General features: G+C 43.3%; 10 protein-coding genes. 6 read left to right on the plus strand and 4 right to left on the minus strand.

Translation table 11 applies throughout. The annotated features are described in order from the left end of the window. Positions 1-16 precede the first annotated feature (16 nt). Entirely contained in the window at positions 17-496 is a 480-nt protein-coding gene (napF, locus tag ATB74_RS04515; RefSeq protein WP_060981228.1) for a ferredoxin-type protein NapF, read from the minus strand. Between the two features lie 253 nt (positions 497-749). On the opposite strand from napF, the gene narQ reads away from it, so the two are divergent. Continuing rightward, positions 750-2,480 carry a nitrate/nitrite two-component system sensor histidine kinase NarQ gene (gene narQ / locus ATB74_RS04520; protein WP_061016834.1) on the plus strand — a complete coding sequence of 577 codons (1,731 nt, stop codon included), beginning with the start codon at positions 750-752 and terminating at the stop codon, positions 2,478-2,480. Next, on the plus strand, positions 2,467-3,099 hold the full coding sequence (locus tag ATB74_RS04525) for a response regulator (RefSeq protein WP_008219279.1): 633 nt from the start codon (positions 2,467-2,469) through the stop codon (positions 3,097-3,099). The genes narQ and ATB74_RS04525 overlap by 14 nt, the downstream gene beginning before the upstream one ends. 182 nt (positions 3,100-3,281) lie before the next feature. On the opposite strand, the gene dcuC is transcribed toward ATB74_RS04525, so the two are convergent. The 3 genes from dcuC to ATB74_RS04540 all read right to left on the minus strand — a co-directional run bounded on the left by dcuC (position 3,282) and on the right by ATB74_RS04540 (position 6,315). Further along, the gene (gene dcuC, locus ATB74_RS04530) at positions 3,282-4,649 is read right to left on the minus strand and encodes an anaerobic C4-dicarboxylate transporter DcuC (RefSeq protein WP_009845449.1); all 1,368 of its coding nucleotides are present in this window, start codon (positions 4,647-4,649) and stop codon (positions 3,282-3,284) included. A gap of 462 nt (positions 4,650-5,111) precedes the next feature. Then, positions 5,112-5,618, minus strand: coding sequence for a hypothetical protein (locus ATB74_RS04535; RefSeq protein ID WP_061016837.1), 507 nt, complete (start codon positions 5,616-5,618; stop codon positions 5,112-5,114). After that, positions 5,611-6,315 (minus strand): winged helix-turn-helix domain-containing protein, encoded by a 705-nt coding sequence (locus ATB74_RS04540; protein ID WP_061016838.1) that lies wholly within the window; start codon positions 6,313-6,315, stop codon positions 5,611-5,613. Before ATB74_RS04540 ends, ATB74_RS04535 begins: the two co-directional genes overlap by 8 nt. Before the next feature lie 357 nt (positions 6,316-6,672). On the opposite strand from ATB74_RS04540, the gene ATB74_RS04545 reads away from it, so the two are divergent. From ATB74_RS04545 to ATB74_RS04560, 4 genes are all read left to right on the plus strand, one after another. Next, positions 6,673-8,919: a lipase gene (locus ATB74_RS04545; RefSeq protein WP_061016840.1), complete on the plus strand. Its 2,247-nt coding sequence runs from the start codon at positions 6,673-6,675 to the stop codon at positions 8,917-8,919. Continuing rightward, positions 8,909-10,102: an outer membrane protein transport protein gene (locus ATB74_RS04550; RefSeq protein WP_061016842.1), complete on the plus strand. Its 1,194-nt coding sequence runs from the start codon at positions 8,909-8,911 to the stop codon at positions 10,100-10,102. The genes ATB74_RS04545 and ATB74_RS04550 overlap by 11 nt, the downstream gene beginning before the upstream one ends. A gap of 200 nt (positions 10,103-10,302) precedes the next feature. Then, complete coding sequence (locus ATB74_RS04555) at positions 10,303-11,640, plus strand: efflux RND transporter periplasmic adaptor subunit (protein WP_061016844.1); 1,338 nt, start codon at positions 10,303-10,305, stop codon at positions 11,638-11,640. Next, positions 11,627-14,704: an efflux RND transporter permease subunit gene (locus ATB74_RS04560; protein WP_061016846.1), complete on the plus strand. Its 3,078-nt coding sequence runs from the start codon at positions 11,627-11,629 to the stop codon at positions 14,702-14,704. The genes ATB74_RS04555 and ATB74_RS04560 overlap by 14 nt, the downstream gene beginning before the upstream one ends. The last annotated feature ends 1 nt before the right edge of the window (position 14,705 follow it).

Consider the following 14,705-nt stretch of genomic DNA (forward strand, 5'->3'; position numbering starts at 1 on the left):
TCTCGTTATTTTTGTTTTATGCATTACTCACAAGAATAGCTGAAGTAGGACAAACTGCTACGCAGGCTCCACAACCGCTACACTCATCTAACTCGATTTTTGGTAGAGCAACACCGCCTGCTCTAAGTTGAAATTGAATGGCCATAGGTTCACACATGTCACCACAGCTTCGGCATTCAACATTTTGTTGCGCTAAGCACTTATCAGAGATACTTGCTTTTGCTTGCCAGGGCTCTCCTTGCTTTGGCTTAAAAATAGGTTCGGGACAAACGTCAGCACATTGGTAGCAAAACGTGCATTCGTCTTTTGAAAAGTCGACAGTAGGAAAACCACCGTCGCCAACAATGATGATGTGCGTCTCGCAACTTTCGATGCATTTGCCGCAACGTGTACAATCATCTGTAAAGCTTTCTAGGTTGTTAATCCAAGGCAATCTAATTTGGCTTGAATCTACTTTTTGCCTAGAAAATAGGCGTCGTCTTGATAGGTCTACCACTAAATGCCTACTTGTGTTGCTAAGATGTTGTAATTGTAGATCATTGTTTCGTTAATATCTTGTCATTTATCCTCACAAGTAGTGTAGTTTTAGAAATATTTGTATAAATACCCCTTAAGGGCTAAATGGGATTCTATATTGTCTTAGATCAATAAATTACGAAGCGTTTGGTCACATATTGAATGGAGCTCTGTTTTTTGATGTGTGACAATAGGTTTCGGACAGCCACTTATTTACATTCAGGATATTGATTTTGCTTATTAAACCTGTTTCATCTGTAACGAGTACAATAGCTAAATCACTGCTATCCATACTTCTTCTATCGGTTGCTACCACTGGTTTTGCGATCTTCACATTGGCGTCAAGTCTAAACGACGCAGAGGCTGTTAACGTGGCTGGTTCAATGCGCATGCAAAGCTATCGTTTAGCCCATGATATTCAAATAGAATCTGTCGATTACGAATCTCATATTCATGAATTCGAAAGCTCTCTTTACTCGCCATCCATGACCAACTTAGTCAGTTGGAATGTGCCAGCTGACATTACACAAGACTACTATCTGATTATTGGCCGTTGGCATGAATTGAAACAGGTCTTGAATAGTGAAGATCGCGATCACTACCTCGTGTTGGTTGAAAACTTCGTGGCTGAAATCGATGGCTTCGTTTATAAGCTGCAAGAGTTCTCTGAAGACAAGTTAATAAAGTTAGCATGGGCTGGTGGTATAGGCCTCGGTGGAATTCTGGTCATATCTCTTTTTGTTGTTCACTTTGTACGTAAACAAGTTGTTAAGCCACTGCACGCGCTCGTTGGAGCCAGTCAGCGGATCAAAAACAGTGACTTTGAGGTGGAATTAAAGGTCACCAACAATAATGAACTGGGCATTCTGACTAAGACGTTTAACTCGATGGCTAAAGATTTGGGCGTGCTGTATCGAAACCTTGAGTCAGTTGTAGACGCTAAGACCGTCGAGTTGCAAAACGCCAACCAATCTTTGCAGGCGCTTTATCATTCTTCACAAGAACTTACGGTTACACGTATCGCCCCAGAAAACTTCCGAGCTATTCTGCAGCACCTAGTCAGTCTAGAAGGAATAGAGTCGTTAAGGCTTGAGATAGCTGATAACTCGGGTCGTTCATTGATTATGGATGAAGGGTATGATTCGAACTTGGATTATGAAAAATTTGAAATGAAGTTGGATGATAACGAGCTTATCTTGGGCTATTTATATTGTTCATATCATCATGGTCATTCAACTAAGACATTAATTGAGAGTTTTATTCAACTCTTATCGCGAGCTATCTATTATAATCGCGCGCAGAAGAAAGCCGAACAGCTTATTATTATGGAAGAGCGCGCGACGATTGCCCGTGAGCTGCATGACTCGTTGGCTCAATCACTGTCGTACTTGAAAATTCAAGTGACGCTGTTGAAGCGCGTGATTGGTAAATTGCCAGAACAACAGCATCGAGAGCAATCTGAACAAATAGCGTCGGAAATCGGCAACGGTTTAGCTGATGCCTATACTCAATTACGAGAGTTGCTCACAACCTTTAGGTTGACGATAAAAGAGGGCAACTTCGGAGATGCTTTGAGCACCATGCTTGAAGAACTCAGCGAAAGAACAGATGCAAAGATTAACCTAACCAATAATCTTTCATCCTTAGAGCTTGATGCACATAGTCAGGTTCACTTGCTTCAGTTGATTCGTGAGGCAACAATAAATGCAATAAAACACGCCAATGCCGACTTGATAGATGTATGCTGTATCGATGAGGACGGTGAAGTATTAGTCGTGATTAAAGATAATGGAGATGGCTTTGACTCAAGTAGTTCCAAGACGAACCACTACGGGATGAGCATTATGCAGGAGCGTGCGGCAAGACTGAATGGCGACTTAACGATTGAAGCAGCTCAAGGTGAAGGCTGTACAGTCATATTGAAATATAAAAGTTTGAAGGAAGTTAAAGTTGACGATTTGTAAAGTAATGCTGGTTGATGATCATCCATTGATGCGTAGAGGTATAAGCCAATTACTGAGCTTTGAAGATGAATTCGAAGTGATTGCAGAAGCAAGTAACGGTACTGAAGCAGTCGCTCTTGCCCATGAAGAAGAACCTGATTTGATCTTATTGGATCTTAATATGAAAGGTATGTCTGGACTTGATACGCTGAAAGCACTTCGTACTGATGGCTCAAGTGCTAACATCGTTATTCTAACGGTTTCTGATAGCCCTGCAGACATTGAAGCGATCGTAAAAGCGGGCGCTGACGGTTACTTGTTGAAAGACACAGAACCCGATGAGTTAATCGAACTGCTTAAGCAAGCACACAGCGGTGACAAGGCATACAGCAGTGTGGTTGCTCGTTACCTGAACGACGCCGGTAGCCGCAACGATATCTTCGACCAACTGACTGAACGCGAAATGCAAATCCTTCAAGAAGTTGCGAAAGGTTACCGCAACAAACAGATCGCTGATCACCTGTTTATTTCTGAATCGACAGTTAAGGTACATATGAAAAGCTTGTTGAAAAAGCTGCAAGTGCCTTCACGTACTGCTGCCACGGTTCTGTATCTAGAACGCTATGGTGAAATGAAGTAGGGCTTGTTCCTTTGAAATAAAACTATTTCAAGCCTGACTGCTTATATGTGTCTCGATAGTCTTAACGATGTTGAGACAGTGATATTAAAAAAGGCGCTGAATTTATTAAGTTCAGCGCCTTTTGTTTAAGCATTTTATATCGATATTGGTGTTACTAAGTAGCTGTGCTTACTAACGTTGGCTTACGCTGCCATAGGAACCAATACAAGCGTACCGAAGATAACGGTAATAAGACCACAGATTACCGGTACAGACGTACGTTTAACGACTTCAAATGGGCTGATTTTACCCATACCAGAAGTCGCTACGATTACGCCAGATACTGGAGAAATTGTGCGGCCTAAGTTAGACGCTTGAAGCATTGGGATGATTAGGAACGCTGGGTTCAAGCCCATTTTCGCCGCTAATGATGGAGCCAGTTCTACGAATGCATAGAAAGGCGCATTACCAGAACCTGTCGCGATAGCTGCAGCAACTGTTAGACCTGTTAGAATAAGCATCAATGCGATACCGCCTGCGCCTGCAGATTCAGCAAGACCAATTAAGTTATCAATTGCACCGATAGACATTAGACCTTGAGCAAATACGCCCGCCGCAACCAACAGCATTACCACGCCTTTGAACGCGTCAGCCATGCCTTGGTAGCAAGAGTCTAAATCTTCTAGTGTTTTCTCGCCGTCAAACTTCTTAACAACGTAATCGATAACTGCACCCACGAAGATAGAACCTACCACAATGGTGTAGATATCAAGTGAAAGCCCTGGAATCGTACGGCCGTTGAATAGGAAAACGCCGATGATAGGTAGGAATGGAAGCGCAGCGTAGAAAGCTGGTGCCGTTGTTTCGATTTCTGAAACGTCAACTTTTTCCATTGGTGTGTTTTCTTTCTTATCTAGGTATTTGTTCCAGAAGAAAGCCGCACCTGCCATCACGATGATCGCACAGATAGAAACAGGCAGTACTGTTTGAACCGCAAACACATCAAGAGACATGCCTGATTTTTCTGCCGCGATAACCACATCGCCAGAGGTCGGTGAAAGAATGATGGCTGCAGGTGATGCACAAACCGCAACTGCTGCTGGGCGAGAAATACCCATTGCCGTCATCATTGGGAATAGGGTTGCCATCAATAGCACACCAAGACCCGTTGCAGAACTTACTGCTAGAGACATTAGACACGCTACGATGTAAGCCGCAACAAGAAGTACATATGGAGATTTGATAGCAGCAAGCGGTTTAGAGAATTGTTTCACTACCACGTTGTTAGCACCAATGTGCGTCATGTAAGAAGCAAAGCCACAAAGTAGCATGATTTGCATGCCTAGGCCGCCCCCGCGGTACTGAAGCATGTACTTAACAAATTCTAGTGAGTCGGTAACCATGTTACCTGTTGAAGCGACCTTAGCTGGTAAGACTGTGTGACCAATAAGGCCAGTAATAAGAAGTAGGGCAAGGCCAGCAGTTAGTAATACACCTGCCGCTTTATAGCCTTTCACAATAAAGTAACCAACAGCAATAGTAATCACTAATCCGATCAAGAGCTCTAACATAGAAATCTCCACAAAGTTTAAAAAATATAAGAAAGTGTTTCAGAATATGACAATGAATGTACAGAAAACTGCACTGTGGCACGAGGCATAGTTGAGGTTGATATGATCTAAGACAAACATTTTTTTCGATGTTAATTGTGGTTATAAATCGTGATTAACTACTGTTGTTTAGATGTTAATAAACAAATTTTGTGGCTCGTTAGAATATAACTTGGATCACCTTTGATTGTTCTAGTTGCATATGGAGGTGTTGTTTTATAAATCGTGAGTGTTTTTTGTACTTTGGAAGGAAACGTGTAACGAAGTGGGTATTTATCGGGGTAAAGAGATGAGAATCTTAGCTTTGAAGCTTACTTATGTTTAAAGCTTACTTATGTGTAACGCCTACTTATTTCATTTAAGTAAGCGTTAAAACACAAGCAGTCACCAAAATATAATTAAGCTTAAAAATAGCGATCGAGTTTAGTTGATATCAACGTTAGGGGTGTCATTTGAATACGTTGGCAGTTCAGAACAGACGACCTTCTTACAAAAATGAATCATCCCATAGCGAGTAACGAGCAAAAGCTCTTCTCTATTCAATGGAATGTAAGGCATCGCGTCAGAAGATAGGGTAGACCCTTCACTTATCATGACCTTTTCGTAAAACGACAACTCGCGATTCGGGATGATTTGCTGGTGGTGGTTCTCATCCAGTGAGATGTCGTGTTGAGTGACAGAGTAAGATCCCGATGACGTAAAGCCGACTTGCTTAGTCGATACGTACAATAGGTCATAACTGTCATTCTTCTTAAATTCGATGTTAATAGAAGACTGGTTATGAATCATATTATTGGACGGGTTAATAATCGATGCTGTATTTGCTAAATAATGCCCTTCAAGATGTGATTTAGGAATAAAAGTAGAAAGCCAGCCGACTAATACGCCAAGCAGTACCACAAAAATTGCTGTATTCGTTTTGTTATTCACAAGCCACTCCTTTAAATCCGGCAGGGAAGCTCAGAGATTTTCCTGAATTATCGATGATGATTTTTCGTTCCATATATTCATAAAGCGTCACGTTGAATAATTCATTAAAAGTGAATTCGTCGGATTCAATTTTACATGAGATAAAATGCTGACCCACGAGATCTTCGCCTAGGCTATTTCTATCTAAATAAGAAAACAAATAATGGGATAAACCTGCAGTCACTACAAATAATGCAACCAGTGCTAATAGACTGTTTGTTTTTTTCGTAGCGACCGTTGTCTCGGTTGTTGAGCTTTTTGTCGCTGTGTTGTTTTGAGGATGTTTCGTTTCTTGTTTTGGTTGCGATTGAATTTTACGCAGCGCGCGTTCTTTGTCTTGTGTCACTTGTCCTGCAAATCGGTAGCCTTTACCACGCTCAGTGACAATGATCATTCCGCTCTTATCTTCTAACGCTTTTCGGCAAATCGAGATGGTTTGCATTAGGCTGCCATCTTCTACGTAAATACCTTTAGACACCCACACCTGCTCAATAAGAACTTGGCGAGTGATCACCTCATTAGGTCTCGAGATAAAAAACTTAAGCAGCTCTGATTCATTAGAACCTATTGGGTAGGTACGGCCCGTCTTAAAGTGATGGATTTCACTCTCTTCTAAATTGACCTGTATATCATCATTGATAATAAATTCAGCAGACATCTGGGTTCTCATTGTTATAAGCGTTCTAACCTAAATATAACAAATCTTACAACAAACATAAACTTACTGATTCCATCGTCTTTGATATTTAAGTGTATGAATTTATGTTAATTATCAACCTAATTAGATTTCCTGATATACCTTTTTGAGGTTGTTTAATGTGGTTTCAGGTGCTTGCCGTTAGTAGCTATTAGATCATTAACGGGTGACGCTGATTTAGTGGGTGTGGGTTAATTGCTCAAATTTCTTACGTAGTTTTATCAACGTGTCATTCCAACTCTGTGTTGCCTTGCTCTCTACGAATAAAAGTCGAGCTTACCTCCGACTCAATCGGCAATTCAAATAACGATAAATCGCATGACCACACCAGTTAAATGCGAAAGCTACGAAGGAGCTGTTTTGAAAGATTTCAGTAAGCCATATATATGTGGACTAATTACGCTTGTCTTACTCGGCTGTCAGTCTGAAGACTCGACTCAAGATGCCGTATCGGTATTGGTTCCCTACAACATTAATGAACTACCAAAACCGAACGATGGGTATGGGTATGACGAGGATGGAACAATATCCGGTGTTGGTGAACACGCTGTGACGATGTCATCTAAGAATGACGCCTATTATCAGGACTACAACAATTCATACGCAGCCCTAGACGGTTGGGGACTTTGTGCAGAACCGATTTTAATTCCTCTACAAAGTGTTAATTCTGACAAACGTTATCCACTAAATAACGAAACCTTAGCCGGGAATGTTGTATTAATTGATGACGTAACAGGTGAGGAAGTTATCACTCAAATATCCGCTGATGGTTCCAATATTAAAATTCAATGTGAATCAGGTTTAGTTGAAAATCGTACTTATTCGATTGTAGTAACGGATGGGGTAAAAACTGAATTTAATGAACCGTTAAAAGCAGACGCTAGTTTTGATGAATTGATTTATTCAGACGTTCCATTAAATAGTGAAAAAGAAGAAGTTCTTCATACTCAGATAATTAATGCCATTAGCTCATATCAAGCGTTATATCCGGGTAACGGTCTTCCTGTATACGCTGCTCAATTTAAAACTCAGAGTGCTTATTCTCCTCTGGATACGATGAGAAATAACCACGTGCTGTATGGGAGTTCGTTTATTGGTACTCGAAGTGAAGTTACGGGTTTAAAACCAGATTATGACTTGTACCATAAGACGCTGAAAATACCATTTTATTTACCATTTACAAAAGAGAGAGAAGCCGAGTGTACCGTCGACGAATTTGACCCGAAAGAAAATTGTCCACCGCTGTATGAATGGATTACGAACACTTCGGGGGGATTTCCTACTGCGGATAACCCTACGCCTCAAATAACTGAGGACCTTGAAATAACCGCTGATATCTATGTTCCAAATAACTGGGATTGGAATAAAGGTGAACAATTGCCGACCACGATCTTTATCCATGGTGTTACAGCTGAGCGCGGCACAGCTTCTTTGATGGCTAAAGATTACACCACTAAAGGCTATGCCGTGGTGGCGATCGATATGCCATATCACGGGGAAAGAATGCGCTATGACAATACCGATCCAGACGGTGAGGGGCCAGAGAAAGGGGTAGAGATTAGTGCTAGAGCAGACAAGGCGTTCTTCATCAATATTGATTCCCCTTTAGCACTGCGTTCTAACCTTCAGCAATCAGTGTCTGACTTTTTAGGTCTTCGCTATGCCTTGAGTAAAGAAGCGTGGGTTAAAAAAGATGACGTTCACTTAATTGGACAATCCTTGGGTGGAATCATGTCGGTAATGGTCAGCGAATTCAGCCAAGTTAAAGATGGATTCCCAACTAATACTGCTTTTGGATTCAACACGGTGAACTTTGTTGTCCCAGGCCAGGGGCTCACTAATTTGGTTCTGTCTTCTCAAACTTTAGGCCCTGAGATGTCTGAAGGGGTTAAGAAATCCCCAGATGTGCAGCGTGGCATTGCTGAAACTGTCATACCAGATACATGTACAACAGAAGCAACGAATCAACAATGTATTGAGGCACTTAGAGAGTTTGTAGAGCTTTCATCTGATAACGCGCTACTTGTTAGTCAGCTAGAGAATGACATCTTTGATTTAGTTGTTACCGACCTTAAACAAGGGGTCCAAGCCACAATAGATAGTGCAGACCCTGCTAGCTTTATCTCTCGCCAAGTAGCTGCTGAGCAACCAACTCTTTTGTTGGCTGCCGTGGGAGATTGCGGGGAAACCTGTGACGTTGGCGTTGACTATGTCCCAGATAGCGTAATTCCAAACACCGCGCCAGATAACATTCGTACTGGTACTGAACCACTGATTACTGCGCTTGGCTTAGACCCAATTACAGGTACATCAGAAGATATTGATGAAAAGCGCGGAGCCGTGAGAACAACTACCGGCGGGCATGGTACGTATTTGTTCCCGTACGAAGGTCCTGTTGATGAAGATGGACTGCCGGGTATGCCAGGTGAAAACATGTCTGATGTACGTGAAGCTGTCGACACACAGCAAGTTGCTGTTGCTTCAATGGTAATGAGTGACGGAGCTGTAGTCGTTATTAATAACGAAGATCATATCGAAACAGAGGTGCCTCAAGATGAAGAATAAACTTTTATTGGGCACTGCCGCTGCTCTTGTTCCTTGCTTAACTAATGCGGCTGGATTTCAACTTAACGCGCAGTCAGCAACGGGGTTAGGTCGTGCATTTGCCGGTGATGCAGTGATGGCAGATAGCGCTGTGATTGTTGCTAAGAACAGTGCTGCGATGGCTTACATCGAGCAACCAACACTCTCTGTCGGCGCTATCTATATCGAGAGTGGTATTGATGTGTCTAGTGTTAGCTACACACCAATGATTGGTGATACTGAAATGTTAGATGACCAATCATTAGACGCAGGGACATTAGTTCCGAACATTCATTATGTGCATCCTATCGAAGGTTCTAAGTTCACTCTGGGCGCAACAGTCCATTCCAATTTCGGTACTGATGTTGAGTTTGACGAGTCGTTCGAAGCGGATGAGTTTGGAGGAAAAACGGCGCTTTCCAGTATCAATGTTGGCTTCGCTGTGGCTTATGAGTTGTCTGAAAAAATCAATTTGGGCGCAGGGCTAGATGTTATTTACGGTGAGGGTGAAATATACCGCCAAAACTTGTTAAACGTAGATGCCGATGGTTTCGGTTTGGGGGCTAACGTTGGTGCGACCTACCAAGTTAATGAACATAACAAGTTTGGTATTACTTACCGTTACAGCCCAGATATTGAAGTGGAAGGTGACATTACCAAAGGTGGTGTCCCTGCCGACAAGATGAATGTTCCGTTACCAGACACTCTAGAGTTTTCCGGATGGCACCAACTCAACGAACAGTGGGCTTTCCACTACAGCCTGCAGTGGGTGAACTGGTCTGAATTTGACTCGCTAACATCTAACTCATATGACGATTCGATCAAAGAGTACCAGTGGAAAGATGCAGGACATGTTTCTGTCGGTGGTACATACATCATGTCCAAAGACATCGTTCTACGAGCGGGTTACATGTACGACATTTCCCCAACTGACGAACTCACATCGTTATCAATTCCTGATGTTAACCGTCATTGGTTCACAGTCGGAGGGACATATAACTTCACGGCCGCCAGTTCTGTGGACATTGGTGTCGGATTTATCGTCGGAGAATCACAAGATATTGACGAAAGCCTGACGACGATCCCAGGAACGAGTTCCAATATAACTGCTGATGTGACTGCCGATGCTCTCTTACTCGGTGTTCAGTATCAGCATCGTTTTTAACTTTAACTTTTACTTTGGAGTTCAGAACGTAAAAATTTAGGAATCATATAAAAATTGCAGGGCTCGACAGTGAGTTGAGCCCTTTTCTCATTATTAGCTGTTTTAGCATTATTTAAATAGCTGGAAGCTCATTAAGTAAGAAATAGCTGCTTAGAAAAACGTTTTAATTCAGACGAATTCAACGGTTATGGTTATTAAAAATGAAATTTACAAAGCTTAGTAAAACAATCTGTTTGGCACTGTTCGCCTTACATATCTCTCCATCGTTTGCCCAAGACTCAAACTTGATTCCTGTGACTATCGAAAAAGCTCACAAACAAGCATTCACTTCTTCAATCAACGAGGTAGGTAAAATCAGGGCAACGGATTCTGCTGCATTGACATTTAGTGCTTCCGACAAAATTCTCAACATCCATTTCAAAGATGGAGATTCAGTTAAAAAAGGCGAACTGATCGCTCAGCTGGACAATACCAAAGCGAAAGCCGATTTAGACAAAGCAAGAAGCTCTCTAGCGTTAGCAAAGTCAAAATTAAAGCGAGTACAAGAATTACTAAAGAAACAGCCCGACTCTATGTCTCAGCAAGATGTAGAAGAACTGGGAGAACAGGCGAATCTAGCCGCAGCTGATTTCCGTCAGAAAGAAGCGCTGATGAATGACTATTTATTGGTTGCGCCATTTGATGGACAGTTAACTAATTTTACCCACTCTGTGGGCAGTAAGATTGATAGCGCAACTGCGTTGGTGAGCTTAATCAAACTCGATCCTGTCGAAGTTCAGTATTCGATTGGCCAGTCGGATTTAGGAAACGCAAAGCTTGGGCAGAATGTTTCCATCCAAGTTGATGCATTTGTCGATGAAGCGTTTTCTGGCGTAGTGGATTACATTGCGCCAGCGGTGGACGAGAGCTCAGGCCGTGTAGAAGTGCACGCGCACGTGACTAACCCAGAACATCGCTTAGTTCCGGGTATGTTTGCCAAAGTAAGTCAGATGACAAGCGAAGATTCAACACAGATGGTGGTTTCTCAAAACTCCGTTCAAGCAAAAGATGCAGAGCGCTTTGTTTGGGTCGTGAATGGTGAAAAAATCGAGCAACGCGTTGTCGAATTAGGCGTGAATACTAACGATGGTTACGTTGTTGTCGAGAAAGGCTTGAAGCTGGGTGATAACGTCGTTGTGACGGGACAACAGAGCCTTAAGAAAGCGTCGTTAGTTAAGGTCATGAACCCAAATGCTGAACAGAAAACCGTTGAGCTAATAACGGAACCGGCAAGCAAAGAGAACATTCAGCAGACCGCTGAGCCTAAAGTAGAAAAGACCGCAACATACGTGGGCGAACCACATCCGATTGAGCTTTCGGTTGATTGGACGGAGGCATCGAAAGGTGTAGACGAAGCGGTCAACGCAAACAGCGAGCAAGCAGAGACGAGTGCGACTGTTGAGCAATCATCGAGCGAAAGACAAAGCAAGGAAACTCACAGCAAAGAAACATTAAGCAAGGAAGCTGCAACGAAGGAGAATCTGAATGAAGCTTCCTGAGATTTGTATCAAGCACCCTGTGTTTGCGTCCGTTCTGAGCATCACCATTGTTTTGCTTGGGCTTTTGTCGTTTCAAAAACTCTCAATTCAGTACTTTCCAGAACACAAAACACCTTCAGCAACGGTGACCGCTGCTATCAATGGCGCTAGTGCTGAGTTCATGTCGCGCAATGTGGCAGATAAGCTCATCACCGCTGCAACGGGCCTCGACAGCGTGAAAACCATGACGACGGACTGTCAGGAAGGCACGTGTAATCTAAAAATCATCTTTGAAGATGACATTAATGACGTCGAATACACCAGCTTGATGAACAACCTGCGCAGCAGCGTCGAAGCGATTGGTGATTTCCCGCCGAGCATGACGGATAAGCCAACGGTAACGGATGACTCTTCTGACACCAGTATGCCGAGTAACATCATCACGTTTGTGAATACTGGCAAGATGTCTAAGCAAGACATGTACGACTACATTAGCCAACAAGTCGTGCCTCAATTTAAGCACATCCAAGGTGTGGGTGGCATTTGGGGGCCGTATGGTGGTAGTGAGAAGGCGGTGCGTGTTTGGTTGCAACCGGATCGCATGATGGCGCTCAATATGAGTGCATCAGACGTGGTTGGAACATTAAGCTCATACAACGCAACGTTTACCGCAGGTACAATCAAGGGGCAGGTCCGAGATTTCTCCATCAACCCAGTAAACCAAGTAACCAGCGTTGATGATGTACGAGACTTGGTGGTTCGTGTTGATAACAGCAAGATCATTCGTATAGGTGATATTGCTGAAGTCAAAATGGGTGAGGAGAGCCTTACGCCGAGTATTCTTCGTGTTGATGACAACCTAGCAATGTCGATTCAGGTGTTGCCACTGAAAAGTGAAAACCCAGTCACAGTTGCGAATAAAGTTAAGAAACAAATTGATCTGATTCAGCCTCAGTTGCCAGAAGGCATTGAGATGAAGATGGTTTATAACCAAGCGGATTTCATTAAAACGGCAATTGACGAAGGCTTCATGACTTTAGTTGAAGCGATTGTGCTGGTTTCAGCGGTTGTGGTTCTGTTCCTTGGCTCTTTTCGAGTTGCTTCAATTCCGATCATCACCATCCCGGTGTGTGTGATAGGCGTATTTGCAGTCATGCATTTACTTGGATTTAGCATCAACGTACTGACGATTCTGGCTATCATTCTCGCCATTGGTTTGGTGGTTGATGATGCGATTGTTGTGGCTGAAAACTGCTACCGTCATATCGAAGAGGGTGAAACGCCGTTCAATGCTGCAATTAAAGGGTGTCGAGAGATAGTCTTTCCAGTGATTGCGATGACGCTGACTTTGGCGGTTGTTTACTTACCAATTGGCTTGATGGCAGGCCTAACCGCCGATCTATTCAGGCAGTTCGCGTTCACGCTTGCAGCAGCGGTGATCATCTCTGGGTTTGTGGCGTTAACACTCTCACCAATGATGAGTGCTTACTTAATGAAGCCAGTATCAACTCCGGCGAAGTGGTATCAAAAGGTTGATGCGAAACTGAATGTGTTATCGGATTTATACACCAAAGAGCTAGGCAAATGGTTTGATCGTAAGGCTCTGATGAGTGGTATAGCTTTAGTGCTGATCGCTTTATCTGCCTTAGCGGTTTGGAAAATGCCTAAAGTGTTACTTCCAACGGAAGATACCGGTTTTGTTGAAGTGACTTCTACGCCACCAACAGGTGTTGGTCGTCAGTACCATCTAGATAACAACGAACAACTTAACAGCGTGTTCAAAGGAGATAGTTCAGTAGAAGCGAACTTATCTTACATTGAAGGTACACCGACCAATCACGTTTTATTGAAACCGTGGGGTGAACGTGACCAGTCAGCGGATGAATTAGTTAACGAGTTTATCGCTAAAGCACAAAGTTCGGTCTCTGCTTACGGTATGTCTTTCAAGGTTCGCTCTGCAGATAACTTGAACATCGCTACCAACATGATCCTAGAACTGACCACGGTTAACCGTGATACCACTGTGCTGTCTGAAACTGCGAGCGAAGTCGTTAAGTTGCTTGAGGATTACGAGGGCATGACCAACATTAAGAACTCAATGTTGCGTGACCAATTACGTTACGACTTGTCGATTGACCGAAATGCGATTGTATTGTCTGGTGTTGATTACGGTAACGTAACCAATGCGTTATCGACGTTCCTTGGTTCTGTTAAAGCGGCAGATTTGCAAGCGGACGACGGTTATACATACCCAATTCAAGTTCAAGTGAACCGAAGTGACCTTGGTGATTTCAAGGTGCTCGATAAGCTGTATGTGGATTCACAGTCAGGTCAAAGGCTGCCTTTGTCTCAGTTTGTATCCATCAAACAAGTGACATCGGAATCTAACTTCAAGACGTTCATGGGTAAAGACAGCGCTGAAATCACCGCGGACTTGATGCCCGGATATACGGCGAGCGACGTGAAGGCATACATTGATGATACGGTACCAAGCCTGTTGAAACCTGCTCAGAGCTACGAGTTCAATGGCATCGTTAAAGACCTGATTGATTCAACCGCGGGCGCACAAGTTCTGTTCGTATTGGCGTTGATTTTTATCTTCTTGATCTTGGCGGCGCAGTTTGAAAGCTTTGTCGACCCGATGATCATCTTGCTGACCGTTCCACTGTGTATTGTGGGCGCTACATTGACGCTTTCGGTATTTGGTCAAAGCCTCAACATCTACTCGAAGATAGGATTGCTGACACTGGTTGGCCTCGTGACCAAACACGGTATTTTGCTGGTGGAGTTTGCCAACGAGAAACGCAAATCTGGCGCGAGTGCCAAAGAAGCGGCGATCAGCAGTGCGCGTTCAAGGTTACGCCCAATCCTGATGACCTCACTGACGATGATCCTCGGTTCATTGCCATTGGCATTGGCGGATGGCCCGGGTTCCTTAGGTCGAATCAATATTGGTTTGGTGTTAGTTGGAGGTTTGACTGCCGGAACCTTCTTCTCACTGTTCTTAGTGCCAGTGGCTTACGTTGGTATGGCGAATTTAAAGCAAATGGATGTGCTGACTCGGTTAAGAACCAAAACAGCGTAGC

This window comes from Vibrio splendidus (genome assembly GCF_001557875.1).
Lineage (GTDB): Bacteria > Pseudomonadota > Gammaproteobacteria > Enterobacterales > Vibrionaceae > Vibrio > Vibrio splendidus_F.

Coding starts and splice junctions, on each gene's coding strand:
- ATB74_RS04540 (WP_061016838.1), bottom strand. CDS start 6,315: ATGTCTGCTGAATTTATTATCAATGATGATATACAGGTCAATTTAGAA.
- ATB74_RS04560 (WP_061016846.1), top strand. CDS start 11,627: ATGAAGCTTCCTGAGATTTGTATCAAGCACCCTGTGTTTGCGTCCGTT.
- ATB74_RS04550 (WP_061016842.1), top strand. CDS start 8,909: ATGAAGAATAAACTTTTATTGGGCACTGCCGCTGCTCTTGTTCCTTGC.
- ATB74_RS04555 (WP_061016844.1), top strand. CDS start 10,303: ATGAAATTTACAAAGCTTAGTAAAACAATCTGTTTGGCACTGTTCGCC.
- dcuC (WP_009845449.1), bottom strand. CDS start 4,649: ATGTTAGAGCTCTTGATCGGATTAGTGATTACTATTGCTGTTGGTTAC.
- ATB74_RS04545 (WP_061016840.1), top strand. CDS start 6,673: ATGACCACACCAGTTAAATGCGAAAGCTACGAAGGAGCTGTTTTGAAA.